We start from the raw sequence: 24,591 nt of genomic DNA on the forward strand, positions 1-24,591 counted from the left end.
GATCCAGATCAAGGCGGAGCGGGCCGGCACCACGTAGGCAGGCTGGAAACCGGCGCGTGCCGGCCAGCAAGGCGGACCCCTTCATGATCGACTTCACGGTCGTTGACCTATCGCGGCTGCAGTTCGCAGCGACGGCCATGTACCATTTCATCTTCCCGCCGCTGACCATCGGCCTCTCCTTCATGATCGCCATCATGGAGAGCGTCTACGTGATGACCGGCCGCGACGTCTGGCGGCGGATGACGATGTTCTGGGGCACCCTGTTCGGCATCAACTTCGCCATGGGCGTCGCCACCGGCATCGTCATGGAATTCCAGTTCGGCATGAACTGGAGCTATTACAGCCATTATGTCGGCGACGTCTTCGGGGCGCCGCTGGCGATCGAGGGGCTGATGGCCTTCTTCCTTGAGGCGACGTTCATCGGCCTGTTCTTCTTCGGCTGGGACCGCCTCAGCCGCGTCGGGCACCTCGTGGTCACCTGGCTGGTGGCGCTGGGCGCCAACTTCTCGGCGCTGTGGATCCTGATCGCCAATGGCTGGATGCAGAACCCGGTCGGCTCGGTGTTCAACCCGGACACCATGCGGATGGAGGTGACCGACTTCATGGCGGTGATCTTCAACCCGGTGGCGCAAGCGAAGTTCGTCCACACCGTCAGCGCCGGCTACGTCACCGGGGCGATCTTCGTCATCTCGATCAGCGCCTTCTTCCTGCTGCGCGACCGGCATTCCGAGTTCGCCCGGCGCTCGATGGCGGTGGCCGCGAGCTTCGGCCTCGCCGCCTCGCTGTCGGTCGTCGTCCTCGGCGACGAGAGCGGCTACGTCGCGACCGAGCACCAGAAGATGAAGATCGCCGCGATGGAGGCGATGTGGGAAACCGAACCGGCGCCCGCGGGCATCAGCGTCTTCGCCATCCCCGGCGACAAGGCGAACGGCTTTGAACTGAAGATCCCATACGTCCTCGGCCTGATCACCACGCGCTCGCTGTCGACCGAACTGCCGGGCATCCTGCCGCTGGTGGAACATGCCGCGGGCCGCATCCGCAACGGCGTCAAGGCGTATGCCGCGCTGCAGCTGATCCGCGCCGACGGCACCAATGCCGAGGCGCGCGCCGCCTTCGCCGAGACGTGGCACGACCTCGGCTATGCGCTGCTGCTGAAGCGCTACGTCGACGACGTGACGCTCGCGACCGACGAGCAGATCCGCACCGCCGCCTTCGACACGGTGCCGAACGTGCCGGTGCTGTTCTGGAGCTTCCGCATCATGGTGGCGGTCGGCCTGTATCTCATCGCCTTCTTCGTCGCCGCCTTCGTCATCGTCTCGCGCCACCGCATCGAGCGCAGCTGCACCTTCCTGAAGATCGCGCTCTACAGCCTGCCGGTGCCGTGGATCGCCATCGAGCTCGGCTGGCTTGTCGCCGAATACGGCCGCCAGCCCTGGGTGGTGGAGGGCGTGCTGCCGACCTTCTACGCCGCCTCGGGCCTGACGATCACCGACCTTGCCATCAGCCTCGGCTTCTTCCTGACGCTCTACACGACGCTGGCGATCGTCGCGGTCTGGCTGATGGTGCGGGTGGTGAAGCTTGGTCCGGTCGACCGTCCCGGAGTGATTGACGGCCTAGGCGTGCTCGGCGGCAGCGGCGGCATGGCAGGCCTTCCCGCGGGCGCCGCAGCCCATCCCGACCGCTGACCGGCTTCCAGGCATCAGGAGTTCTCGATATGACCCACCTTCCCCTCGACTACGACACGCTGCGGTTGATCTGGTGGACGCTGCTCGGCGTCCTGCTCATCGGCTTTGCCATCATGGGCGGCTACGACCTCGGCGTCGGCGCGCTGCTGCCCTTCGCGGCCCGCACCGAGGCCGAGCGGCGGCAGGCGATCAACCTGATCGGCCCGACCTGGGAGGGCAACCAGGTCTGGCTGATCCTCGGCGGCGGGGCGATCTTCGCCGCCTGGCCGGCGCTCTACGCCGCCTCCTTCTCGGGCTTCTACCTGGCGATGATCGCCATCCTCCTGGCGCTGATCCTGCGCCCCGTCGGCTTCAAGTTCCGCGGCAAGATCCACAACGCCACCTGGCGGAGCGTCTGGGACTGGGCCCTGTTCATCGGCGGCTTCGTGCCGGCGCTGATCTTCGGCGTCGCGGTCGGCAACCTCCTGGTCGGCGTGCCCTTCGCGATCGATGCGACCATGCGGACATCCTACCAGGGCAGCTTCTTCGGCCTCCTGACGCCGTTCCCGCTGATCGCCGGCCTTCTCAGCGTCGCCATGCTGGTAACGCACGGGGCGGTGATGCTGGCGGCGCGGTGTCCGGGTCCCGTGGCGGTTCGCGCGGCGACCTACGGGCGGTATGCGGCGCTGGCGGCTGTGTCGCTGTTCGCCCTCGCCGGGCTCTGGGTGGCTTTCGGCATGGACGGCTTCCGCATCGCCAGCGCGCATGTCGACGGTGGACCGTCCAATCCACTGACGAAGACCGTGGTGCTCGCCGCCGGTGCCTGGCTCGACAACTTCGCGGCGCATCCCTGGATGATCGTCGCCCCGATGTTCGGCCTGGTTGGCCCGGTCGTCGCCTATTCAGGCTTCGGCAAGGGCGACTGGCGGACCGCACTGGCGGGATCGTCGCTGGCGATCTTCGGCATCATCGCCACCGCCGGCGTATCGCTCTTCCCGTTCCTGATGCCCTCGACGGTCGATCCGGCGATGAGCCTGACGGTCTGGGACGCCTCGTCCAGCCATTTGACGCTCTTCATCATGCTGATCGCCACGGTCTTCTTCCTGCCGATCATCCTCGCCTACACCAGCTGGGTCTACTGGGTCATGCGCGGCCCGGTGACGGCGGACAGCATCGGCAAAAACCCCAACGCCTACTGATCCTGGTCGAGGAAAGACACGTAAGGAACTGATGAAATGTGGTATTTCTCCTGGATCCTCGGCGTTGGCCTCGCTTGCGCCTTCGCCATCATCAACGCCATGTGGTTCGAGATGCGCGAGGACCTGCGGCTGTCAGCGCTCCCCGAAACATCGGGGCATCGGGCCGCGCCAAGCCCCTGACGGCAGGCGCGACCCGGGCATTGAAGAAGGCGGCACCCGGGGGGATGCCGCCTTCTTTCTCGTTTGCGTGCGACAGTCGCTTATTGCGGGATCTCGACGTGACCGCCGAACCCGAAACGCATCGCCGACAGGAGCCGGTCGCCATAGGTCGAATCGACCCGGCTGCGGTATCGCTCGAAGAGGGCCGCGGTCAGAACGTTGGCGGGCACCGACTCTTCCATCGCCGCCTCGATCGTCCAGCGCCCCTCGCCGGAATCGGCGACGCTGCCGCTGTAGCCCTCCAGCTTGCGGTCACCGACGAGTGCGGTCGCGGTAAGGTCCAGCAGCCAGGACGAGATCACGCTGCCGCGGCGCCAGACCTCGGCAATATCGGGCAGGTCGAGCTGGAAGCGCTCTTCCTCGGGAAGATTGGTGGAAGCCTTCGAGTTGAGGATGTCGAAGCCCTCGGCATAGGCCTGCATCAGGCCGTACTCGATGCCGTTGTGGACCATCTTGACGAAATGGCCGGCCCCGGCAGGACCGGCATGGATGTAGCCGCGCTCGGCCCGGTCGTCGGCGGGATCCCGGCCGGCGGTCCTGACGACGTCGCCATAGCCCGGCGCCAGGGTGTCGAAGATCGGATCGAGGAACCGCACCGTGTCGGCGTCGCCGCCGATCATCATGCAGTAGCCGCGCTCGAGCCCCCAGACGCCGCCCGACGTGCCGACGTCGACGTACCGGACGCCCTTCTCGGCACATTCCCGGGCGCGGCGAATGTCGTCCTTGTAGAAGCTGTTGCCGCCGTCGATGATGATGTCGCCAGCCTCCGCCTTCGCCAGGATGTCCTGGACCGTGCTCTCGGTCGGCACGCCTGCCGGCAGCATCACCCAGAAGATCCGCGGGCCTTGCAGCTTACCCGCGGCGTCGGAAAGGCTGTTGGCGCCGATGGCGCCTTCCGAGGCGAGCGCAGCGACCGCGTCCGGATTGCGGTCGAAGACGACCACGCTGTGATGGCCGCGCATGAGGCGGCGAACGATGTTGCCACCCATCCGGCCGAGGCCGATCATTGCAAGCTGCATGGAAGTCTCCGGTATCCTGATGCCTCGGCATTTCCGGGGCCTGCCCGGATCGGGGCGCAGCCGCAGTGCCGTCCGACAGGAACTAGGCTCGCCCGTCCTGCTCGCAAGTGCGAAGGCCCGCATGCCGCAAGCAAGGCCACGGCCGCGCTGGCCACACGCGGCACGGCGCGCTGCCGTGTGCCGGGCGGATCGGTCGCAGCGTCGGACTGTCTTCCAGCGCTCCCGCCAGTCGACAATCCCCTTGCTCCATGCAATGGACGATCATGCAGTTCTGGCGGGCGATAGCGGGCGACAGATCATCGGGTGGTGCGCTGTGCGCTCTCCTGATGCTGACGCTTGTCTTCCAGGTCCTCCTGTCGACCGCGGCGATGGCGGCGATGGCGGGCCCCGGCGCGATCATCTGCACCGCGGCGCCGGACGGGACGCACCGCTCGACCACCCCCGACCATATTCCGGAATGCGCCTGCGGCCTCCTCTGCCAGGCCGGCATGGCCGTGCCCTCAGCCCTTGCGGCGTCCGATGCCCCCTCGCTGCCGATCCGCTTTGCCGACCGCGTCGAACGCGTCGCAGAGGCGCCGGTCCCGGCACGCGAGCCGCGCACCGACAGCCGACGACAGGCGCGCGCGCCGCCCGCGGCCCCTCTCCAAAGCTGATCCACCGCGGGGGCATGTCCTCCGCTGCTTTGGTTGACGGCGTCTTCCGAGTGCACCCGATCCTGCGGGACCGGTGCCGGGGGACGCACGGGACAGAGATTTCGAGATGACCAACCTCTTCACCGCGGCGCCGCGTGCCGTGCCGATCCTTGCCGTCGATACCTATCGCGCGATCTGGCGCTGGCATTTCTATGCCGGCCTGATGGCGGTTCCCTTCATGATTCTCCTGGCCGTGACCGGCTCGCTCTATCTCTTCCGCGACGAGATCGACGGCAGCCTCTTCGCCTATCGCAACGTCGTGGCGGCGGAGGGCGTGTCGCTGCCGGAGAGCGAGATCGCCGCCCGCGCGCTCGCAGCCGTGCCCGGCGGGACGCTGACGGCGTTCCGCGATCCCGGCAGCGCGACGACTTCCGCCCGGGTGACGCTGTCGACCGCGGCGGGGCCGGCCTACGCCTTCGTCGACCCCCATACCGGAACCGTCCTCGACGTCGTCGTGAAGAGACAGGAGTTCAACGAGGTGGTGCGCAAGCTGCACAGCCTCGAATATGTCGGGGAATACGCCAACCGGGTCATCGAGGCGATGGCGGGTTTTGCCATCATCCTCGTCGTGTCCGGCCTCTATCTCTGGTGGCCGCGGCGGCAGAGCGGCGGCGTCGTGACGGTGCGGGGAACGCCGTCGAAGCGGGTGTTCTGGCGCGACACCCATGCGGTCACCGGCGCATTCGCCGGCCTCTTCATCGCCTTCCTCGCGCTGTCCGGCCTGCCATGGTCGTCGTTCTGGGGCGGCACGCTGACCCGGATCGCGGTGGCCACCGGCACCAGCTATCCCGCCGCGCTCTGGGACAACGTGCCGGTATCGGGCGAACACGCCGACCATGCGCTCGCCAAGGTCGGCTGGACGATGGAGGCCTCGCCGATGCCGATCTCCGGCAAGGATATGTCCGGCAAGGATATGCCCGGGATGGATATGCCTGGGATGGACATGCCCGGGATGGACATGGCGAAAGCGCCGATCGGCCTCGACCGCGCGGTGCAGGCAGCGCGGGGGCTCGGCATCTCGCCGGGCTTCGAGATGACGGTGCCGGCCGACGCATCTGGCGTCTACACCGCCGCGATCTTTCCGGACGACCTCGGCAAGGTGCGGACCATCCACCTCGACCAGTACAGCGGCAGCCCGCTCGTCGACGTCGGCTACAAGGATTACGGCGCTGTGGCCAAGCTGACCGAGCTTGGGATCAACATCCACATGGGCCAGGAATTCGGCCTCGCCAACCAGCTGCTGATGCTGGCGACGTGCCTGTCGATCATCCTGATGTCGGTGGCGGCGGTCGTGATGTGGCTGAAGCGGCGGCCTTCCGGGCGCATGGGCGTGCCGCCCTATCCGACCAGCCGCAAGGTCTACGGCGCGCTCTGGGCGATGGCGCTGGCCTTCGGCGTGCTGTTTCCGCTGAGCGGCCTGTTGATCCTCGCGATGCTGGCTTTCGATCTCCTCGTCGTCCGGAATGTCCCGGCCTTGCGGCGCGTGATGTCCTGAGCTTTCGGCGGCGCGGGGACGCTCGCGCCGCTTAAATCCGCCAGCGTGCGAATTTCGGCGGCGACAGGCGGAAAGGTTCGGTTTCAGCCGCCCGGAAAGGCCGGGTCCGGCTGGCCGTCGCGCGGGGCGAGGATCGCCTCGATCGCCGGCAGCGGGACGCCCGGCGCCTTCGACGGCCAGAGCGGCGTGCGGTCCTTATCGACCACCGCGGCGCGAACGCCCTCGTGGAAGTCCGGCGCGCCGAGGCAGAAGCAAGCGGCGCGGTACTCGCGGACGAGGCATTCCTCGAGTGTCGCCGGCGCTGCACCGAGTCGAAGCAGCGCCGCGGTCAAGGTGAGCGAGAACGGCGAAGCGCCGTCGATGGAAGCCGCGGTCGCCTTGGCGAAAGCTGCATTGGGATCGCCGGAGGGGACTGCCGAGAGCGCCGTCCGGATCGCCGCGACATCGGGCTCCGCGAAAACCCGCCGGATGAAATCGCCATGGCGGCCAAAGATGTCGGGCTCGGACGTCGAGGCCATCCCGGCGATCAGCGCAGACACGTCCGCAGGGGTGAGGCCGGCGGCGGGCGTCCCGGTCAGCGCCTTCAGAAGATCGGAGAGCGCTGCCGACGGCACGAAATGGTCCGCCACACCTGCTGCCAGCATGTCGCCGGGCCCGATCGGCTGGCCGGTCAGCGCGAGGTAGTGGCCGATGTCCTTCGGCAGCCGCGGCAGCAGGAAGCTCGCGCCGACGTCGGGCAGGAAGCCGATGCCGACCTCCGGCATCGCAAAGCGGACCTTCTCGGTGACGACGCGGTGCTTCAGGTGCATTGCGAGGCCCGCGCCGCCGCCCATGACGATGCCGTCCATCAGGGCAACGACCGGCTTTTCTGCAGCGGCAAGCCGGGAGACGAGCTCGTATTCCTCCCGCCAGAAGGCTTCTGCGACACCGTCACCGGACTTGCCGCTCTCGGCGCACGCGCGGATGTCGCCGCCGGCGCAGAAGGCGCGCCCCTCCACCGCCGCGAGCACGACCAGCCCGATCGCGGGATCGGCGAGGAAGGCGTCGAGCGCCCGCCGGATGAGGCGCACCATCGGCAGCGTTAGCGCGTTCATCGCCTTCGGCCGGTTGAGGCGGATGATGCCGGCGGCGCCGGCGCGCTCAGCTAGGACAAGCGGTTGAATGAGCGACATGCCTAGCTTCCGGTCAGGCCGCGAGGATCATTGCGGCCGCCTTTTCGGCGATCATGATGGTCGGCGAGTTGGTGTTGCCGGAGACGATCGTTGGCATCACCGAAGCGTCGGCGACGCGCAGGCCGCGGACACCGCGAACCCGCAGCTCGGGATCGACGACGCTCGCGGCATCGGCACCCATGCGGCAGGTGCCGACGGGGTGGAAGATCGTCGTGCCGATGAGGCCGGCCGCCTCCGCCAGCTCGGCCTCGGTCTCGTAGCGCGGGCCCGGCTTGAACTCCTCCGGCCGGTAGGGCCGCAAGGCCGGCTGGCCGACGATCTGCCGGGTGATGCGGATGGAATCGGCGGCGACGCGGCGGTCGGTCTCGCTGGAGAGGTAGTTCGGCCGGATCGAGGGCTGTCGCCGGTGGTCGGGGCTCTCGATGTGGACGGTGCCGCGGCTCTCCGGGCGCAGATTGCAGACGCTGGCGGTAAAGGCCGGAAAGGCATGCACCGGCTCGCCGAACTTCTCGAGGCTGAGCGGCTGCACGTGGTATTGGAGGTTCGCGGTATCGAACGAGCTGTCGGAGCGGGTGAAGATGCCGAGCTGGCTCGGTGCCATCGACATCGGGCCGGAGCGGCGGACGAGATATTCGAGCCCGATCATCGCCTTGCCGAAGAGGTTCGTCGCCTTCTCGTTGAGGGTCGGGATGCCCGTGACCTTGTAGGCGCAGCGCAGCTGTAGATGGTCCTGCAGGTTTTCGCCAACCGCCGGACGGGCGAGCAGGGTGTCGACGCCGGCTTCCGCCAGCACCGCCGGGTTGCCGATTCCGGAGAGCTCCAGCAGCTGTGGCGAACCGATGGCGCCGGCCGACAGCACCACCTCGCGGCGGCAGCGCACCGTGTGGACGGTGCCGCCCTGCTCGAAGCTGACGGCCTCGACGCGGCGCTCCTCGCCCTCCCCGCCAATGACCAGGCGGCGCACATGCGCGGAGGTCGCGACGGTGAGATTGGGACGCCCCTTCGCCGGGCGCAGGAAGGCCTTGACGGTGTTCCAGCGAAAACCGTTCCGCTGGTTGACCTTGAAGTAGGAGGACCCCTCGTTGTCGCCGCGGTTGAAATCCTCGACCGGGGGAATGCCGTACTCCTCGGCGGCACTGCGAAAAGCCTCCAGCACGTCCCAGCGCAGCCGCTGCGCCTCGACGCGCCATTCGCCCCCGGCGCCGTGCATTTCGTCGGCCCCGGCGAAATAGTCCTCCGACCGCTTGAAGAAGGGCAGCACGTCGTCCCAGGCCCAGCCGGTGCAGCCGGATTGCCGCCAGAGGTCGTAGTCGCGGGCCTGGCCGCGCATGTAGATCATGCCGTTGATCGACGAGCAGCCGCCGAGCACCTTGCCGCGCGGATAGCCGAGCGCCCTGCCCCCGAGCCCGGCTTCCGGTGCGGTGGTGAAGCACCAGTCGGTGCGCGGATTGCCGATACAGAAGAGATAGCCGACCGGGATGTGGATCCAGGGATGGTTGTCGCGCCCGCCGGCTTCCAGCAGGAGGACGGTGTGGCGTCCCTCGGCCGAGAGACGGTTGGCGAGCGTGCAGCCCGCGCTGCCGCCCCCGACGACGATGTAGTCGTATTCGCCTTGCATGCATCCTCCCGGCGCCGCGTTGGCCGCGTGTCGCAGTGACCGTTGTAGCCGCTGACGGCGCGCGCGCAAAGCATCCGAAAGTCACGGGCCGGAGGCTTAAACTCTCGGCGGCGACCGGTGTCAGCCGTCAGGCGACCGGGAAATCCAGCATCAGGCCGTCATGGCCCGGCCGGACGTGCGCCGGGAGTTCGGCGCAGAGCGTCTGGTAGTCGAGCGGCGTGTGCATGTGCGTCAACGTCGCCCACGGCACGCCGAAGCGTTCGATCCAGCCAAGCGATTGTGCAAGCGTTAGATGGCTGGGATGGTGACGGTGCTGGAGCGCGCCGATGACGAGGTGCTCGGCGCCGGTGATCGCCGCAATGGCGTCGTCCGGGAAGTCGCTGACGTCGCTGCAATAGGCGACGGGGCCGATGCGGAAGCCGAGCGAATGGATCCGGCCGTGGACCTGGCGAAACGGGCGAAGCACCACGGCGCCGCCTGGCCCGTCGATCGCGAACGCCTCTCCGGCGATAATCCGCCGGTGCTCGGCGATCGGCTCGTAGGAGCTGCCGGGCGGTGTCTCATAGCAATAGCCGAAAGCCTCGAGCAGCCGCGCATGCGTCTCGTCGTCGGAGAAGACCGCGATGCGCCGGCGCTCGGTGTCGAGGGCGTAGCCGCGCAGGTCGTCCAGCCCGTGGATATGGTCGGCATGCGGGTGGGTGATGACCGCGGCGTCGATGCGCAAAACCTCGGCCGACAGCATCTGCTCGCGAAAATCCGGACCGCAGTCGATCACCACCGTCGTGGTGCCCTCGCCCGTAATGCGCTGCACGAGGGCGGCGCAGCGGCGGCGGCGGTTACGCGGCTCCTGCGGGTCGCAGGCGCCCCAGTCGCCGTTGATCCGCGGCGTGCCGGGCGAGGAGCCACAGCCGAGCACGGTCAGGCGCAGCGTCGCGCTCACGCAGCCGCGCTCCGCGGGTCCGGCACCTTTGCGAACAGCTTGAAGAAGTTGTCGGAGGTGGCCGCGGCGATCCCCGCGAGGTCGACGCCCTTCACCCCGGCCAGCACCTCTGCGGTGTGGCGGACATAGGCCGGCTGGTTGCGCTTGCCGCGGAACGGCGGCGGCGCGAGATAGGGCGCATCGGTCTCGACCAGCAGCCGCTCCATCGGGACATCGGCGGCGATGGCGCGGATTTCGGTCGATTTCGGGAAGGCGAGGATGCCGGAGAACGAGATGTGGCCGCCGAGCGTCAGCGCCGTCTCCGCAAGCGCCCGGCCGGCCGAGAAGCAGTGCAGGATGAATGGAAACGCGCCGTTGGCGCTCTCGTCCTTCAGGATGGCCGCCATGTCGTCGTCGGACTGGCGGGAATGGATCACCAGCGGCAGCCCGGTCTCGCGCGCCGCCGCGATGTGTCGGCGGAACACCGCGGCCTGCAGATCGTGCGGGGCGCTGTCGTGGAAGTAGTCGAGCCCCGCCTCGCCGATGGCGACGATCTTCGGGTGCTGGCTGAGGCGCACCAGTTCCTCGGTCGAGACGTCCGGCTCCTCGCCGGCGTTGACCGGGTGGGTGCCGACCGAGGCGTAGACGTTGGCATAGGCGTCGGTCAGCGCCGTCAGCCGCTCGAGGCGGCTGACATAGGTCGAGATCGTCACCATCAGCCCGACGCCGTTCTCGGCGGCGTTCGCGACGAGCTGGCTGCGCTCGGCCTCGAAATCGGGGAAGTCGAGATGGCAGTGGCTGTCGACGAGGAAGAGGTCCCGCATCAGGCCTCCGGCTCGACGTAGCGCGGGAAGATCGCGGCCGGCGCCGGCATGTCGCGGCCGGAGACCAGCGCCGCATCCGGCACCAGCTCGTTGAAGCTCCGCTCGTCCGCGCCGACGCCGAGGATGTCGAGGAGCTTTGCCATCGAGCCCGGCATCACCGGCTGGAGCAGGATCGCGACGCGGCGGAGCGTCTCGGCGGTGACGAAGAGCACCGTCGCCATGCGGGCGGGATCGCTCTTGCGCAGCGCCCACGGCTCCTGTCCGGCGAAGTAGCGGTTGGCCTCGGACACGACGGCGACGATCGGCGCCAGCATCGCGTGCATCTCCTGTCGGTCGATCGCCTCGCGCGCCTTCACGAGCAGCGACGCGCTCGCCGTCAGCATGGCCTCGTCCTCGGCAGTGAAGGCGCCGGGCACCGGCACCTTGGCCTCGCAGTGCTTGTTGATCATCGACAGCGAACGCTGCGCGAGATTGCCGAGGTCGTTGGCGAGTTCGGAGTTCGTGCGGTTGACGATCGCCTCGTGCGAGTAGTTGCCGTCCTGGCCGAAAGGCACCTCGCGCAGGAAGAAGTAGCGGAACGGGTCGAGCCCGTAAGCCTCGATCAGCGCTAGCGGGTCGACGACGTTGCCGACCGACTTCGACATCTTCTCCCCGCGGTTGAAGACGAAGCCGTGCGCGAAGACGCGCTTCGGCAGCGGCAGGCCCGCGGACATCAGGAAGGCCGGCCAGTAGACCGCATGGAAGCGAACAATGTCCTTGCCGATGATGTGGAGATCGGCCGGCCAGAAGGCGCTGCGTTCGCCTTCTCCAGGGTAGCCGGTGGCGGTGAGGTAGTTGGTCAGGGCGTCGACCCAGACGTACATCACGTGCTTCTCGTCGCCCGGCACCGGGATGCCCCAGTCGAAGGTGGTGCGCGAGACCGAGAGATCGCGCAGGCCCGACTTGACGAAGGACATCACCTCGTTGCGCCGCTCGGACGGGCCGATGAAGGCGGGATTTTCCTCGTAGTGCTTCAGCAGCCGGTCCTGGAAGGCCGAGAGGCGGAAGAAGTAGCTCTCCTCCTCGACCCAGGTCACCGGCGTGCCTTGCGGGCTGAAGCGGCCGCCATCCTCGCGGACGGTGGTCTCGTCCTCGGCGTAATAGGCCTCGTCTCGGACCGAGTACCAGCCGGCGTAGCTGTCCTTGTAGATGTCGCCGGCATCCTGCATGCGCTTCCAGATCGCCTGGCTGGCGGCATGATGGCGCGGCTCGGTGGTGCGGATGAAGTCGTCGTTCGACGCGCCGACGGCCTGCCCCATGCGCTGGAACTCCGCGGCGTTGCGGTCGGCCAGGGCCTTGACCTCGACGCCCTCGTTGCGCGCCGTCTGCAGCATCTTCATGCCGTGCTCGTCGGTGCCGGTGAGGAACATCACGTCATAGCCGTCGAGCCGCTTGAAGCGCGCGACGACGTCGGTCGCCACCAGCTCGTAGGCATGGCCGATGTGCGGCTTGCCATTGGGATAGGAGATGGCGGTGGTGAGGTAATAGCGTTCGGCCATCGTGTCTTCTTGCGGTCGGCTGCGGGATGATTGCCAGCGTCATAGGCCATCGCGCCGCCCGCCTCAATCGACAAAGCAGGCCGCTGGCCTTGGCCATCATCGTGGCGAGCATGGTGGCCAGCATCGTGGCCAGCAACTTGGATGGATGGCCGGCAGCCGGCGCGCTTCAGCCCGGACGCCCGGCCCGCAGCGCGAAGAGCTTGTCGAAGAAGGTCAGGAGCAGCTGCTTGCGGTCGAGATTGTAGGCAAGGCCCTCCCGCAGCCGGTCGTGCTCGCTGGCCCAGAGCGCGGCCTGCCGGCTCGCCAGTGCGACCTCGCCTTTCGCCAGCCGGCCCTCGGCCTCCTCGGCGAGGTGCTTGAACGCGGCCGCCAGCGTCAGCTCGAAGGCGGTCTCGCGGCCCTTCTGGGTCAAAGCGTCGGCGAGTGCATGGATGTCCGACCAGACCGGCGCGGGCGCTGCGAGAACGCGGCGAAGGTGCACCTCGAGCTCCAGCCCGCCGCTGGCGATCAGCGAGACGGCGGTGCGGACGCTGCCGTCGGAGAGGCCGATCGCCGCCGTCAGTTCGTCGTCGCCGAGCCCGAGCGGCATGGTCGACAGAGTCGCGGCCATGTCGTCCTCGCCGAGCGGGTCGAATCTCAGCACCCGGCAGCGCGAGCGGATGGTGGGCAGCAGTCGTCCCGGCAGATGGTTGGTGATGAGGAAGATCGAGCGCTCGGGTGGTTCCTCAAGGATCTTCAGCAAGGCATTGGCCGCATTGCGGTTCATGTCATCTGCGGGATCGATGATCGCGATTCGCCACTGCCGGGCGGAGGTGGTCGTCCGGAAGAACCGGTTGAGCTTGCGGATTTCCTCGACGGTGATCTGGGTCTTGAAGCCGGTGCCCTTGTCGTTGGCGGGCCGGGTGATGTGGACGAGGTTCGGATGACTGCCGCCGGCGATCTGGCGGACGACCGGATTGTCGGGATCGCTTGCCGGCCCCTCGTCCTCGGCCTCGTCAACGACGGTCAGAAGGCGTCGGGCGAAGGCGAAGGCGGCCGTCGCCTTGCCGATGCCGCGCGGGCCCTGCAGTAGCCAGGCATGGTGCAGGCGACCGCTGCGGTGCGCCTCGACCAGCTGCCGCCAGGCCATGACATGGCCGTGCAGGTCGTAGCTCGCCACCGGTGCCGCGATGCCGGGAATGCTGTCGTGTTCTTCCGTCGCCTCGACGTCGCTCATGCCGACGCCTCACCGAGGGTCGGTGCGGCCGGGCTTTTATCAGCGCTCGCGCGCCCGACGCGGGCCAGCCGGTGGCGCTCGACGCCATCGAGCACCAGGAATGCGATCTCGCGGGCGATCGCTTCCGGCTCGCGGGAAGCGTCCACCACGGCGCAACGGTCCGGCTCACCGGCGGCGATGGCGAGGAAAGCGGCGCGCCGCGCCTCGTGCAGCGCGACGCCCTCGCGCTCGAAGCGGTCGGCCGTATCGGGCCCACGGCGGGCGGCGGCGCGGCCGAGGCCCTCTTCGGCGGGAATGTCGAGGATGATCGTGAGGTCGGGATAGACGCTGCCCAGCGCGGCCTTTTCCAGCGCCGTCAGGAGCGCGGGGTCGACGCCGGCAAGGCCTTGGTAGACGCGCGTCGAATCGTGGAACCGGTCGCACAGCACGGTCTTGCCGGCGTCGAGCGCCGGCCGGATGACCGCGGCGATGTGGTCGATGCGCGCGGCGGCGAACAGCATGGTCTCGACTTCCGGCCCGAACGCCTCGGCAGCGCCGGAGAGGATCACGTGGCGAACGGCGTCTGCCCCCGGCGAGCCGCCGGGCTCGCGGGTCATCACGACGTCCGTGCCGCGCTGGCGCAAGGTCTCTGCGAGGAGCCCGATCTGCGTGGTCTTGCCGCTGCCCTCCCCGCCTTCGAAGGTCACGAAATAGCCCGTCACTCGGGCTTCCGGCGGTATAGCGTCAAAGCGACTTGATCCATCCGAAGGCAAGCTCCTGCGCCGCGTCGAGGGCGCGCATGGCAAAGGTGCCCCGGGCGATGCTCTGGCCGGCATAGAGGTCGTGCGCGACGCTCAGCTGGCCGTCGATGGCGACCTCGAGCCGGCCGACCCGCGCACCGGCGTCGATCGGCGCATGCAGCGGGCCGTCATAGCGGATCATCGCGGTGACCGTCTCGGGGCGGTCGCTGGGGACGTAGGCGATCACCGGCTCCCGGGTCAACAGCGTGACGCCCGGCTGGTCGCCGCCATAGACCGTCGCGGTGCCGACACTGCTGCCCTCGGCGAACAGCTGCTCGCGCCGGAAGGCGGTGTTGCTCCAGGTGAGCAGGCGCTTCGCCTCCTCGGTCCGCTCGGGAATGCTGGCAAGGCCGCCCAGCGCCATGAAGGTGGTGCGTCCGTTCTGCTGGGTGACGCCGACCAGCGAGTAGCCGGAAGCCTCGGTATAGCCCGTCCCCATGCCGGTGGCGCCGATGTTCATGGCGAGCAGCGGGTTGCGGTTGCGCTGCTTGATCTTGTTCCACTCGAAGTCCGGCTGCGCGTAGAGGCCGTAGAAGCTGCCATGCGCTTCCTGGATATGGCGGGCCAAGACGGTGAGGTCGCGCACCGTGACGGACTGACCGTCCGCCGGCAGCCCGGTCGGATTGGCAAACGTCGAGTTCTTCAGCCCGAGCTTGCGGGCGGTCTCGTTCATCAGGCCGGCGAAATTGACCTCGGAGCCGGCGATGCCCTCGGCGATGACGATCGCCGCATCGTTGGCGGCCTGAATGATGGTGCCGCTGATCAGGTCCTGCAGCGGAACGACGGAGTTCAGCTTGGCGAACATGGTGGAGGTGCCGGAGGGAGCGCCGCCCGTCCGCCAGGCATGCTCGCTGACCTTGAACTCCTGCGTCAGCGCGAAGCGGTTTTCCTCGATCGCGGTGAAGACCACTTCCATGGTCATCAGCTTGGCAAGGGAGGCCGGCGGAAACGGCTTGTCCGCGTCCTTCTCGAACAGCACCGCGCCGGTCTCGCCGTCGATGATGATGGCGTTCCGCGCCTTGGTCGTCATCGTCTCTGCCGCCCGGGCATCGGACATCGGCAGGAGGGCGCAGAGAAGGGTCGTGACGGCAAGGAACTGGCGGGCGGCGAGGGTCACGCGCATGGGCTCTCGGGGCTCAGAGGGTGCATCGATCGGCGGATGCCACCGGTCTTTCAAGCCTACCAGAAAACCTGCGGCCGGGAGCCCATCAAAAAGTCTATCCCCACTCATCGCGCCGCCTCAGCGCTGCGGGAATGAGGCCCTCGCCTGCGCTCGATCAGTCGTGCAGGACAAAGGCGCTGTCGGCACCCGCCTGCCAGAGCGCCTGCAACAGGGCGTCGGTGTCCTCGCCCGGATTGGCGTCGAGCGCCAGCGAGACCGAGCCCGGCTGATCGCCGCTGTCGACGACCAGTCGGCCGTGTCCATCAGCCAGCTGGCGGATGGTCTCTACAAGCTTCTTGTCGCCGACGGTGCCGATTTCGATGCGCTCGCCGGCGTAACCCTGGCTGATGGCCGACAGGGCACCGGAGGCGCCCGACGAGGCCGCCGCAGGGGCATAGGAGGCGACGAGCGCGCCGTAGGCATTGGCCCGTGGGGTCGGACGCGGTGCGGAGACGCTTGCATTGCCGGCGCCGCTGATGATCGAATCGACGCTGAGGCTGCCGGTGTCGACCAGCGAACCGGTGGAGCGGGCGGCGGCGGGCTGAGCCATGCCGAGCGGCCGCACGCCGGGAAGCGCTGTGGCGCGCGGTGCAACGAGGGCCGTCGCATAACCCCGTGTCGGCACATCGTTGGAAGCGACCATTACGCCGGTCGGCAGGCCATCGTTCAGCGGGCTGGCCGTGCCGGCGCGGTAGCTGGCGACCAGCATCGGCGTGTCGTCGCCCTCGAGCGGGGCTTTGCCGACATATTCAACCGTGACGTCGCCGACGCCGTCCTGCTTGTAGCCGAGCATTTCGGCAGCGCGCGAGGAGACGTCCATCACGCGGTCCGCGACGTAGGGGCCGCGGTCGTTGACACGCACCATGACGCTCGCGCCGGTCTTCTTGTTGGTGACGCGGGCATAGGAGGGCAGCGGGAAGGTCGGATGCGCCGCCGACAGGCCGAACATGTCGTAGACTTCGCCGTTCGCGGTCAGACGGCCGTGGAAGCTAGAGCCGTACCAGGAGGCCTTGCCGGATTTCTTGTAGCCCGGCTGCTCCTTCGGATAGTACCAGATGCCCCGTACCTTGTAGGGCTTGCCGACCTGCTCGCGGCCGCCGCCCTTCGGAACGATCTTGCGATCGGTGACGCGCGGGCTCGCCTTTACGCCGTACTCGGCCGAGGAGAAGGACTCGTTCGGGTCGCTCTTGATGCGCTCATGCTTGTCGCCGCCGTGGGTGGAGGATCCGGACTGGCATGCCGTCATGGCGATCGTCGACAGAATGACCGCGGAGACAGTCAGCGAGCGTCGCAGCGTGGCATGGACAGTGGTCATTCGGCTTTGATCCCCGGGCACAGTCGATAGGCGTATTCGAACAGTGGGATGCGAGGCCCCCTCGCCTTGACCGCATCCCTCGGCTGAAAGAGTTATCAGCGGATTAATCCGTGAAGCAACTTGGGGGAACCGCGGCGAAACGGACGGCCGTAAACGATCCTCGATTGACTGTGCTTTTGCGATTACAGTCATGATCGCGCCATACATGTTGACGCCGCGGACGGTTTGGCGGCCGTGATCTGGCTTCCGCTAAAGGCCGTTAGCGCACTGAAACGTCTGGGTTTTCACCTAACGCTCGTCGCGGGCCATGGGCAGTCGGATGACCGTTAATCACGCCAGGCAACCAAGGCGATCGCCGCTTTTCCGTCACAAAGCTGCCTGATTCGCCGGTTGCGATAAATTTCCATCACAATTTGTTACATTCGAGCTGGGTGGCGGCTGTCATCGGTTGAGCGATTGGGCCGCAAGCGTTCGCGGTGGACGCCGAAATGGCCTCGAAGAGCGGTCTGTCTGTCCTCGCCAAGTTCGATGGCTCTGAGAAAACGGCTCTGAGCGAACGGGCGGAGTTGCCACGCCAAGGCGATCGACGACCCCGTTGCCGACGAAGTCAGGAGTCGCGCCGAAGGGAATCAGCGGATAGCGGCTTGTTCAGCAGTCGTATCAAGCGGGCGTAGTAAGGAGATGGAACTCGGGAAGTGGAGCGGGTAACGGGAATCGAACCCGTATATTCAGCTTGGAAGGCTGCTGCTCTACCACTGAGCTATACCCGCGTCGCTTGCAGTCTCCGGCACCGCGCCGGCATTGGGCTGTTCAGATCCGGCCACCGGGGCCAGCAAGGTTATGGTGGAGGGAGTTGGATTTGAACCAACGTAGGCGAACCAACGGATTTACAGTCCGTCCCCTTTAACCACTCGGGCATCCCTCCATAACCGACGTCGAAACGCAAGCACGAAGCTTGGTTTCGGTGGTACGCCAGAACCCTCCAGCAGTGCGGCTGACCGCGTCGCCTTGGGCTCCGGGCGGCGTTATGCAGAGCGGCGCCGATGCTGTCAACACGCCTTATGCCCTGAAGCGCCGGAAATCCCCGGCGAACGTTGTGCGGACGGGCTCGCTTCGATAGAGAGACGGCATGAGCGCAGACCGACCGACCCACACCCCCAAGGATAGTCACTACGCAACGTTGCGGCGTGCCTATCGAGATGCCAAGCCCGGCGCCAAGGCCGAAGGCGGCGAGAAGCCGCGCGGCGAGCGGCCGTCGCATCCCGGCAAGCCGGGACCCGACGACCGGGTGCGGCTCTATGGGCTGCACACGGTAGCGGCGGCGCTGAAGAACCCGAAGCGCAAGGCGTTTCGCCTGCTGGCCACGCGCAACGCCCTGGTGCGGCTGGAAATCGACGAGGCGGCGCTTCCCTGCCCGCTGGAGATCGTGGAGCCGCGGCAGCTCGACGTCGAGCTCGGCTCGGATGCCGTCCACCAGGGAGTGATGCTGGAAGCAGCGCCCCTGAAGACGAAGTCGCTGCAGGATATCGGCGATTCCGAGATCGTGCTGGTGCTCGACCAGGTGACGGATCCGCACAATGTCGGTGCCATCCTCCGCTCGGCGGCGGCTTTCGGGGCGGGTGCCATCGTCACCACCTCGCGCCATTCGCCCCAGGAGAGCGGCGTTCTGGCAAAAGCAGCCTCCGGCGCCCTGGAACTCGTGCCCTACGTCCAGGTGACCAACCTCGCCGATGCCCTGCAGAAGCTCGGCGAGCGCGGCTTTCAGACCGTCGGTCTCGATTCGGAGGGCGAAGGCCAGCTCGAATCGGCTTTTGCCGGAAAGCGCGTTGCCTTGGTACTGGGCGCCGAAGGCAAAGGGCTTCGGCAGAAGACGCGCGAGACCGTCGACGTCCTGGCGCGGCTGGAGGTTCCGGGCGAGATCCGCTCGCTCAACGTGTCGAATGCGGCCGCTGTTGCACTCTACGCGGCACGGCGCTTCCTCGCACCGCTTTGATCCGGGGCGGCGGGACGGGCCAACTTTGTCCGGCGACCGCGCTCCGAATCGAAGGACGGTCGGCCCCGTCCCTGTTCCCAGCGAGCGCTCCGCTGAAGGCGGTTCTTCAAGCCTTTGCGATGCGGGCGAAGCGCTTCGCAAATTCGCCATTCTCCTCGGCTCCTTCGCCCTGACGCGGAGGAGCCTTGCCATGATCCCAACCCTGCAATTCGCCGCCTGTGCGGGCATTGTGATGGCGTCGGCTGTCGCGGGCGCGACGTCCGCTGCGGCGCATCCGCATGTCTTCGCCAATTCCACCGTGCAGATCGTCGTCGGCGCGGACGGGCGGATGGTGTCGCTGCACAACAGCTGGTGGATGGACGAGCTTTTTTCTTCGAGTGTCGTTGTCGACTTCGACAAGAACGGCAACGGCAAGCTTGATCCGGACGAGCTGAAGGCTATCGGCAAGCAGGTCGGCTCTTCGATCGCCGAATGGTCCTACTACACCTTCGTGACCCAGAACGGCACGAAGGTGCCGCTGACGGCGCCGCCGACGCTCGACGTCATCTTCGATGCCAAGCGAGGCCAGCTGCGTTTCTCGTTCGACATGGCGCCCGCTGCGCCGCTGGAGCTGAAGGGCAAGACGACGACGGTCTCGAATTTCGACGACACCTATTTTGTCGCGTTCGACTTCACCGGCGGCGAGAAGGCTTTCTCGGTGAAGGGCCTGCCGAAGAAATGCAAAACCACCACGGCAGCACCGACGCCGGACCAGGCGGCAAAATCCTGGATGGATTCGATCTCGGCGCTGGGAACCAGCGACACCGTGCCCGAGGACGGGATCAAGTTCTCCGAGGTCCTGTCGACCAAGTTCAGCCTGGATTGCAGCAAGGCCTGAACGCGCCAGCGCGGCGACCCGGCGCAGCGGAGACGATCAGTCGCTGACGTCAGTGCAGGCCGCGCAGATTCCCTTGATTTCGATCGCCGTCTTGGAAGGCCGGAAATGGTTGTCGGCGGCCCAGCGGGTCAGACGCTCCTGCACGTCCGGTTCGGAGAACTCCGTGACGTTGCCGCATTTCTCGCAGATCGCGAAGGCCATCATCGACGTGGCATGGCTGTGCGGATGCGCGCAGGCGACGAAGGCGTTGACGCTTTCCAGACGGTGGACGAGGCCGGCGTCGACGAGCTTGTCGAGCGCCCGGTAGACCTGTAGCGGCGCGCGAAGGCCGTCCTCGCGCAGCGCGTCGAGGATGGAATAGGCGCTGAGCGGCCCCTCGGCGCGCTCCAGTGCGCCCATCACCAGACCCTGGTTCTTCGTCAGTGCGGACGCGGCGCTCATGACATGGCTCCCTGCGGGGAAAGCGATCCTTCCCGCTCCCCCTCCCTATCGCAAACGACAGATGGCGGGACAAGCAAGTGTTATAAGGTTACCACCGCTGCCGGCCAAGGCCCGCGCCCCTCTTTAACCCGTCGCCACCCCGCGTCAGACCTCCACCTCGACGCGGCCGATCGGCTTGGAGCAGCAGGCGAGGATGTAGCCTTCCTCGATCTCGTCGTCGCGGATGCCGCCATTGTGCACCATGTGCACCTCACCGGAGATCTTCAGCGTCTTGCAGGTGCCGCAGACCCCGAACTGGCAGGCGCTCGGAATGTTGAGGCCGAGGCTCTTGGCGACCTGCAGCACGGTATCGGTCTCGGTGCACGCAGCCTCGAGCCCCGACGTCGTGAAGATGATCCGGGCGCTCTTTCCGTCCTCCGGAATGACGTCGTCGGCGCCGGGCGGCGGCCCCTCGATCACCTCGGGCGCGCTGAAGCTTTCTTCGTGATACTGCGCCATGTCGAAGCCGGCGGCATTCAGGATGTCGCGCACCGCCTGCATGAACACGGCCGGTCCGCAGCAGAAGATCTCGCGGCCGTGGTAGTCGGCGGCGATGAGCTCCAGCATCAGGCTGTTGATGCGCCCCTTGTAGCCGGTCCAGGCGTCGAAGGGATCGGCCCGCTCGACGATCCAGGCGAGCTCGATGTCGTTGACCCGCGCCGCCATCCGCTCGAGCTCGGCCCGAAAGATGATGTCGGACGGGCTGCGGGCGCAGTGGATGAACTTGATGTCGGTGTGGCGGGCATTGTCGTAGAGCCAGCGCGTCATCGACATCATCGGTGTGATGCCGGAGCCGGCCGAGATGAACAGATAACGCTCGGCCGGGTGGTTGTGGAAGGTGAAGATGCCGGCGGGGCCGTAAGCCTTCAGCCGCACGCCCTCGTGGACGTTGTCGAACATCCAGCGGCTGGCGACGCTGCCGGCCTGCGCCTTCACCGTGACGGACACCGAGAGTGGCCGCGACGGGCTGGACGACAACGTGTAGGTCCGCAACACCGGGCCGCCGGGCATCGGCAGCTCGAGCGTGACGAACTGGCCGGGATGATACCGGAACCAGGATTCGTCCGGCGTCTGGAACGAGAACGTCATGACGTCGGACGTTTCCGGCAGCACCGCGACGCATTCGAGGACCTGGACGTCATTCCAGGGGCGCATCTCGTCGAGATGCTTGGGACGCGATGCTGGGATCATCTGTTCCGGCTCAGGCGACCGAGGCCAGCCGCGGGGCGCGATCGCTGGTCAGCCGCTTTTCCATGAAGCCGCAGTACCAGTCGACGAACTGCAGCACGCCGCCTTCGTGCACCGGCGAGTAAGGGCCGGGGCGATAGGCCGGCGAGTTGATGCCGAACTGGTTCTCCTCGATGATCCGGCGGTCCTGGTCGTTGGTGGCGATCCAGACCTTGGTCATCTCGTCGATGGAATAGTCGACGCCCTCGACCGCATCCTTGTGCACCAGCCATTTGGTGGTGACCTCGGTCTTGTTCGGGCCGATCGGCAGCACCCGGAACGACGTCGCGTGGTCGCCGAGGACGTGATTCCAGGTGGTCGGATAATGGAACAGCAGCATCGAGCCGATCTGCGGCGTCAGCACCGTCTCGCTCAGCGGACGCTTGACCGCCGCCTTACCGGACATGGTGAAGCTCACGGCATCGCGCAGCAGCGGCATGCGCGCGGTGCGGAACTGGCCATCGTCGGAGATCCTGAACTGGCTCGGCAGGCCGGCGGCCTCGCAGCGCTGCCAGTGCTCGGCGATCTCCGGCTCGTCCATCGCGTCGACGCCGGTGACGCCCGGCGCTTCGGGGAAGGTGCGGCAAAGCTCGGGATGGCTGCCGGCGCAGTGATAGCACTCGCGGTTGTTCTCCCAGGTGAGCTTCCAGTTGCCCTCCTCGACGATGCTCATCTCGAAGGCGACCTTGGTCTCCCCGAGCCGGTGCGGCGCAAGATAAGGACCGACCATCGTGCGGACGGGCTCGAAGTCCGGCGCGACATCCGAAAGGCTGACGAAGATGTAGCCGCCGACGGTCTCGCAGTGCACCGGCTGCAGGCCGAACTCGGCCGGCTTGAAATCGGCGCCCATGTCGCGGGCGAAAAGCAGGCGGCCGTCGAGCTCGTAGGTCCACTGGTGATAGGGGCAGACAAGTTTCGCGGTGATGCCCTTCGCGGCCGAGCAGATGCGCGAGCCACGGTGACGGCATGAATTGTGGAAGGCGCGGATGTTCTTCTGGCCGTCGCGAACGATCAGCACGGGGTAGACGCCGATCTGCACCGTCATGTAGCTGCCGGGCTTCGGCAGCTCGCAGTCGTGGCCCATGAACAGCCAGTCGCGGTACCAGATGGTCTCGAGATCAAGCTGATAATAGTCGGGGTCGCTGTAGAAAGCCTGATCGAGGCTATAGCCAGGCTTACGCCGCTGCAGCTTGGCCAGCATATCGTCGCGAACGTTCATGCCCATCTCCCGCACCGTCTGATGTCCGTTCCGCCGTCCGGCGAAACCCAATCCCGGGTGAACCGCCGTTCTGCGGCTCCTCCGGAGCGACGATTTTCCGGTCCGTCCGGGGCATCGCCGCGTCCTCGACCCTTGCGACGCCGCAAGAAAGAACCCGGCGATCACACCACCCGGACAGCGCGGACGAGCCGATAAAAGCGACAGCATTCCCCACTGTCTACGACATCCGGGCCGCCGGGTATGGATCACGGTCGCGGCGCCGGAAAAGACGGCGGCTTTACTGCCTCAGACGGCAGCAAGTGCCTGTTGCGGCAGCATCTCTCCGAGGCCGAGGCGGCGCCGGATCGAGGCCTTCTCGCCGGCGAGGTCGGCGATCGTGTAGCCGCCGAGCACCCCCATGAAAGCGGCAAGCGCGGCACGAAGCGCGGCGTTGAGGCTGCAGCTGTCGATCAGCGGGCAGTCGCTCTTGCCGGTTTCGAAGCATTCGGAGAGGTTGAAATTGTCCTCGGTCACCTCGACCACCGCCCGGAGCGTGATGCGGCTGGCGTCCTGGCCGAGCCGGATGCCGCCATTGCGGCCGCGAACGGTCTCGATGAAGCCGGCCTCGACCAGCGGCTGCAGGATCTTGAAGAGGAACAGTTCGGAGACCGAATAGGCCGTCGCGATCTCGCCGACGCGGCTGAGACGATGGTTGTTCACCGCGCAATACATCAGCATGCGGATGGCGTGGTTGGTCTGGCGGGTCAGGCGCATCTTAGCTTCCCATGCACGAGACGACGCAAGCCGGCGTCGATCCCACACATTAGAAGGATTCCAAAACTAAGAGAAGGGCCGATCGTAAATCAGTTTGGTCGGGCCTCGTGGACCAAATGTCAGCGCCTGGGACGGGCGGAGGGACCGACGACAACCCTCTAAATTAGGCAGATGTGGCTTTTCGAGCCAGGATTTTCACTGAACGATCGGTCTCTCGACCGTTCTGCCAGCGGCTCGGGACTGAAACTTCCGATGTAATCGAGGATGGGATCGCGCCACGCGACCCCATCCTGTCCTCCGAGTTCTGAAGTCCGAGAATTAACACCGGTCAGACTGCTCCGACCTGCACCACTCTCGAGGGGCTGTGCCCCCGAAACAGGTCTCAGTCGGCGGCGGGATGAAAATTCATCGCCACGCCGTTGATGCAATAGCGCAGGTGAGTCGGCGGCGGGCCGTCGTCGAAGACATGGCCAAGATGACTACCGCAGCGGCTGCAGTGGACTTCGGTTCGCACCATGCCGTGGCTGCGGTCGACGGTGTTTTCCGTCGAGCCTTCCACCGGATCATTGAAGCTTGGCCAGCCCGTGCCGCTCTCGAACTTCCGGGTGGAATCGAAAAGTTCCTGGTCGCAACCGGCGCACGTGAAGATGCCGTGGCGCTTCTCGTAGTTCAGCGCGCAGCTTCCAGGCCTTTCGGTGCCATGTCCGCGCATCACCTGATACTGTTCCGGCGTCAGTCTCGCGCGCCATTCGGCGTCGGTTCGGGTGACGGCAAAGTTGTGGGCGTCCATATCTCGTCCTTTCGCTGGATCGGCTGGATATGGGCACGCCGCCCTTCCCTGGCAATCGCCGCCGTTCTCAAACCCGTATTCGCCCGACGGTCAGCGCAGCCGGAACGCCAGCCCCGGTTGACGCCGCGCGCCGGTGAACGCTAAAGCCTGAAGCACGAAACCGTTCGGTAGCAGAAACGGCAGCGGCGGATCATCACCGATCCCCCCGGCCGCGATTGTCTAGCGAAGAGACCACGGATGGGTGGCCGAGCGGTTGAAGGCACCGGTCTTGAAAACCGGCGGGCGGGAGACCGTCTCGTGGGTTCGAATCCCACCCCATCCGCCATTCCTCTCATCTCCGTGCCGATCGCTGGGACTGAAGCGGGGCACGTCCGCCGGCGCAGCAAAACCCTTCGGCCTTACGCTCCGGGAGAATCGCGAC

Annotated in this window: 22 protein-coding genes and 3 tRNA genes; 8 read left to right on the forward strand and 17 right to left on the reverse strand. The window is 66.9% G+C overall.

The window, feature by feature from the left end; all coding sequences use genetic code 11:
- Positions 1 to 83 precede the first annotated feature (83 nt).
- Genes ACZL02_RS05825 through cydX form a run of 3 tightly spaced genes read left to right on the forward strand, consistent with a single transcriptional unit; the run spans position 84 to position 3,043 of the window.
- Positions 84 to 1,685 (forward strand): cytochrome ubiquinol oxidase subunit I, encoded by a 1,602-nt coding sequence (locus tag ACZL02_RS05825; RefSeq protein WP_472938140.1) that lies wholly within the window; start codon positions 84 to 86, stop codon positions 1,683 to 1,685.
- Between the two features lie 29 nt (positions 1,686 to 1,714).
- Positions 1,715 to 2,863 (forward strand): cytochrome d ubiquinol oxidase subunit II, encoded by a 1,149-nt coding sequence (gene cydB, locus ACZL02_RS05830; RefSeq protein ID WP_472937648.1) that lies wholly within the window; start codon positions 1,715 to 1,717, stop codon positions 2,861 to 2,863.
- 36 nt (positions 2,864 to 2,899) lie between these two features.
- Positions 2,900 to 3,043 carry a cytochrome bd-I oxidase subunit CydX gene (gene cydX / locus ACZL02_RS05835; RefSeq protein ID WP_472937649.1) on the forward strand — a complete coding sequence of 48 codons (144 nt, stop codon included), beginning with the start codon at positions 2,900 to 2,902 and terminating at the stop codon, positions 3,041 to 3,043.
- Positions 3,044 to 3,123: 80 nt separating this feature from the next.
- Here the strand turns inward: cydX and gnd are convergent, their stop codons facing one another.
- A complete protein-coding gene (gene gnd, locus ACZL02_RS05840) occupies positions 3,124 to 4,101 on the reverse strand; it encodes a phosphogluconate dehydrogenase (NAD(+)-dependent, decarboxylating) (protein WP_472937650.1) in 978 nt (325 codons plus the stop codon).
- A 248-nt stretch (positions 4,102 to 4,349) separates the two neighbouring features.
- On the opposite strand from gnd, the gene ACZL02_RS05845 reads away from it, so the two are divergent.
- Positions 4,350 to 4,754, forward strand: a complete 405-nt coding sequence (locus tag ACZL02_RS05845) for a hypothetical protein (protein ID WP_472937651.1) — start codon at positions 4,350 to 4,352, stop codon at positions 4,752 to 4,754.
- 106 nt (positions 4,755 to 4,860) lie between these two features.
- The gene (locus tag ACZL02_RS05850) at positions 4,861 to 6,288 is read left to right on the forward strand and encodes a PepSY-associated TM helix domain-containing protein (RefSeq protein WP_472937652.1); all 1,428 of its coding nucleotides are present in this window, start codon (positions 4,861 to 4,863) and stop codon (positions 6,286 to 6,288) included.
- Between the two features lie 83 nt (positions 6,289 to 6,371).
- Here ACZL02_RS05850 and ACZL02_RS05855 read toward each other — a convergent pair whose 3' ends face one another.
- The 11 genes from ACZL02_RS05855 to ACZL02_RS05905 all read right to left on the reverse strand — a co-directional run bounded on the left by ACZL02_RS05855 (position 6,372) and on the right by ACZL02_RS05905 (position 17,756).
- Positions 6,372 to 7,460 (reverse strand): enoyl-CoA hydratase/isomerase family protein, encoded by a 1,089-nt coding sequence (locus ACZL02_RS05855; RefSeq protein WP_472937653.1) that lies wholly within the window; start codon positions 7,458 to 7,460, stop codon positions 6,372 to 6,374.
- Between the two features lie 13 nt (positions 7,461 to 7,473).
- A complete protein-coding gene (locus ACZL02_RS05860) occupies positions 7,474 to 9,078 on the reverse strand; it encodes a GMC family oxidoreductase (protein ID WP_472937654.1) in 1,605 nt (534 codons plus the stop codon).
- A gap of 127 nt (positions 9,079 to 9,205) precedes the next feature.
- Positions 9,206 to 10,018, reverse strand: coding sequence for an MBL fold metallo-hydrolase (locus tag ACZL02_RS05865; protein ID WP_472937655.1), 813 nt, complete (start codon positions 10,016 to 10,018; stop codon positions 9,206 to 9,208).
- The gene (locus tag ACZL02_RS05870; RefSeq protein ID WP_472937656.1) at positions 10,015 to 10,821 is read right to left on the reverse strand and encodes a TatD family hydrolase; all 807 of its coding nucleotides are present in this window, start codon (positions 10,819 to 10,821) and stop codon (positions 10,015 to 10,017) included. Before ACZL02_RS05870 ends, ACZL02_RS05865 begins: the two co-directional genes overlap by 4 nt.
- Entirely contained in the window at positions 10,821 to 12,359 is a 1,539-nt protein-coding gene (gene metG, locus ACZL02_RS05875) for a methionine--tRNA ligase (RefSeq protein WP_472937657.1), read from the reverse strand. The genes ACZL02_RS05870 and metG overlap by 1 nt, the downstream gene beginning before the upstream one ends.
- A gap of 166 nt (positions 12,360 to 12,525) precedes the next feature.
- On the reverse strand, positions 12,526 to 13,575 hold the full coding sequence (locus tag ACZL02_RS05880) for a DNA polymerase III subunit delta' (RefSeq protein WP_472937658.1): 1,050 nt from the start codon (positions 13,573 to 13,575) through the stop codon (positions 12,526 to 12,528).
- Complete coding sequence (gene tmk / locus ACZL02_RS05885) at positions 13,572 to 14,276, reverse strand: dTMP kinase (RefSeq protein ID WP_472937659.1); 705 nt, start codon at positions 14,274 to 14,276, stop codon at positions 13,572 to 13,574. Before tmk ends, ACZL02_RS05880 begins: the two co-directional genes overlap by 4 nt.
- A 22-nt stretch (positions 14,277 to 14,298) precedes the next feature.
- Positions 14,299 to 15,477 (reverse strand): D-alanyl-D-alanine carboxypeptidase family protein, encoded by a 1,179-nt coding sequence (locus tag ACZL02_RS05890; RefSeq protein ID WP_472937660.1) that lies wholly within the window; start codon positions 15,475 to 15,477, stop codon positions 14,299 to 14,301.
- Positions 15,478 to 15,631: 154 nt separating this feature from the next.
- Positions 15,632 to 16,831, reverse strand: coding sequence for a septal ring lytic transglycosylase RlpA family protein (locus tag ACZL02_RS05895; protein WP_472937661.1), 1,200 nt, complete (start codon positions 16,829 to 16,831; stop codon positions 15,632 to 15,634).
- Between the two features lie 696 nt (positions 16,832 to 17,527).
- A tRNA-Gly gene (locus tag ACZL02_RS05900) sits at positions 17,528 to 17,601 on the reverse strand.
- A 71-nt stretch (positions 17,602 to 17,672) separates the two neighbouring features.
- Positions 17,673 to 17,756: transfer RNA gene (locus ACZL02_RS05905), tRNA-Tyr, on the reverse strand.
- A gap of 204 nt (positions 17,757 to 17,960) precedes the next feature.
- Between ACZL02_RS05905 and rlmB the strand changes: the two genes are divergently transcribed.
- Both rlmB and ACZL02_RS05915 read left to right on the forward strand, forming a co-directional pair.
- Entirely contained in the window at positions 17,961 to 18,824 is an 864-nt protein-coding gene (gene rlmB / locus ACZL02_RS05910; protein ID WP_472937662.1) for a 23S rRNA (guanosine(2251)-2'-O)-methyltransferase RlmB, read from the forward strand.
- Between the two features lie 190 nt (positions 18,825 to 19,014).
- On the forward strand, positions 19,015 to 19,701 hold the full coding sequence (locus ACZL02_RS05915; protein WP_472937663.1) for a DUF1007 family protein: 687 nt from the start codon (positions 19,015 to 19,017) through the stop codon (positions 19,699 to 19,701).
- 36 nt (positions 19,702 to 19,737) lie between these two features.
- Here ACZL02_RS05915 and ACZL02_RS05920 read toward each other — a convergent pair whose 3' ends face one another.
- The 5 genes from ACZL02_RS05920 to msrB form a co-directional block, all read right to left on the reverse strand.
- Positions 19,738 to 20,142 carry a Fur family transcriptional regulator gene (locus ACZL02_RS05920; RefSeq protein ID WP_472937664.1) on the reverse strand — a complete coding sequence of 135 codons (405 nt, stop codon included), beginning with the start codon at positions 20,140 to 20,142 and terminating at the stop codon, positions 19,738 to 19,740.
- Between the two features lie 144 nt (positions 20,143 to 20,286).
- A complete protein-coding gene (locus ACZL02_RS05925; RefSeq protein ID WP_472937665.1) occupies positions 20,287 to 21,372 on the reverse strand; it encodes an FAD-binding oxidoreductase in 1,086 nt (361 codons plus the stop codon).
- 10 nt (positions 21,373 to 21,382) lie between these two features.
- Positions 21,383 to 22,627, reverse strand: coding sequence for an aromatic ring-hydroxylating oxygenase subunit alpha (locus ACZL02_RS05930; RefSeq protein ID WP_472937666.1), 1,245 nt, complete (start codon positions 22,625 to 22,627; stop codon positions 21,383 to 21,385).
- A 285-nt stretch (positions 22,628 to 22,912) separates the two neighbouring features.
- Positions 22,913 to 23,380 carry an iron-responsive transcriptional regulator RirA gene (gene rirA, locus ACZL02_RS05935; protein WP_472937667.1) on the reverse strand — a complete coding sequence of 156 codons (468 nt, stop codon included), beginning with the start codon at positions 23,378 to 23,380 and terminating at the stop codon, positions 22,913 to 22,915.
- Between the two features lie 382 nt (positions 23,381 to 23,762).
- A complete protein-coding gene (gene msrB, locus ACZL02_RS05940; RefSeq protein WP_472937668.1) occupies positions 23,763 to 24,170 on the reverse strand; it encodes a peptide-methionine (R)-S-oxide reductase MsrB in 408 nt (135 codons plus the stop codon).
- Positions 24,171 to 24,405: 235 nt separating this feature from the next.
- Between msrB and ACZL02_RS05945 the strand changes: the two genes are divergently transcribed.
- A tRNA-Ser gene (locus tag ACZL02_RS05945) sits at positions 24,406 to 24,495 on the forward strand.
- The last annotated feature ends 96 nt before the right edge of the window (positions 24,496 to 24,591 follow it).

The organism is Mesocryomonas fontinalis (genome assembly GCF_055730125.2).

Bases quoted from the DNA above. Each gene is read 5' to 3' on its own strand.
- ACZL02_RS05825 (WP_472938140.1), top strand. From the start codon at position 84: ATGATCGACTTCACGGTCGTTGACCTATCGCGGCTGCAGTTCGCAGCG.
- cydB (WP_472937648.1), top strand. From the start codon at position 1,715: ATGACCCACCTTCCCCTCGACTACGACACGCTGCGGTTGATCTGGTGG.
- cydX (WP_472937649.1), top strand. From the start codon at position 2,900: ATGTGGTATTTCTCCTGGATCCTCGGCGTTGGCCTCGCTTGCGCCTTC.
- gnd (WP_472937650.1), bottom strand. From the start codon at position 4,101: ATGCAGCTTGCAATGATCGGCCTCGGCCGGATGGGTGGCAACATCGTT.
- ACZL02_RS05845 (WP_472937651.1), top strand. From the start codon at position 4,350: ATGCAATGGACGATCATGCAGTTCTGGCGGGCGATAGCGGGCGACAGA.
- ACZL02_RS05850 (WP_472937652.1), top strand. From the start codon at position 4,861: ATGACCAACCTCTTCACCGCGGCGCCGCGTGCCGTGCCGATCCTTGCC.
- ACZL02_RS05855 (WP_472937653.1), bottom strand. From the start codon at position 7,460: ATGTCGCTCATTCAACCGCTTGTCCTAGCTGAGCGCGCCGGCGCCGCC.
- ACZL02_RS05860 (WP_472937654.1), bottom strand. From the start codon at position 9,078: ATGCAAGGCGAATACGACTACATCGTCGTCGGGGGCGGCAGCGCGGGC.
- ACZL02_RS05870 (WP_472937656.1), bottom strand. From the start codon at position 10,821: ATGCGGGACCTCTTCCTCGTCGACAGCCACTGCCATCTCGACTTCCCC.
- metG (WP_472937657.1), bottom strand. From the start codon at position 12,359: ATGGCCGAACGCTATTACCTCACCACCGCCATCTCCTATCCCAATGGC.
- ACZL02_RS05880 (WP_472937658.1), bottom strand. From the start codon at position 13,575: ATGAGCGACGTCGAGGCGACGGAAGAACACGACAGCATTCCCGGCATC.
- ACZL02_RS05890 (WP_472937660.1), bottom strand. From the start codon at position 15,477: ATGCGCGTGACCCTCGCCGCCCGCCAGTTCCTTGCCGTCACGACCCTT.
- ACZL02_RS05895 (WP_472937661.1), bottom strand. From the start codon at position 16,831: ATGACCACTGTCCATGCCACGCTGCGACGCTCGCTGACTGTCTCCGCG.
- rlmB (WP_472937662.1), top strand. From the start codon at position 17,961: ATGAGCGCAGACCGACCGACCCACACCCCCAAGGATAGTCACTACGCA.
- ACZL02_RS05915 (WP_472937663.1), top strand. From the start codon at position 19,015: ATGATCCCAACCCTGCAATTCGCCGCCTGTGCGGGCATTGTGATGGCG.
- ACZL02_RS05920 (WP_472937664.1), bottom strand. From the start codon at position 20,142: ATGAGCGCCGCGTCCGCACTGACGAAGAACCAGGGTCTGGTGATGGGC.
- ACZL02_RS05925 (WP_472937665.1), bottom strand. From the start codon at position 21,372: ATGATCCCAGCATCGCGTCCCAAGCATCTCGACGAGATGCGCCCCTGG.
- ACZL02_RS05930 (WP_472937666.1), bottom strand. From the start codon at position 22,627: ATGAACGTTCGCGACGATATGCTGGCCAAGCTGCAGCGGCGTAAGCCT.
- rirA (WP_472937667.1), bottom strand. From the start codon at position 23,380: ATGCGCCTGACCCGCCAGACCAACCACGCCATCCGCATGCTGATGTAT.
- msrB (WP_472937668.1), bottom strand. From the start codon at position 24,170: ATGGACGCCCACAACTTTGCCGTCACCCGAACCGACGCCGAATGGCGC.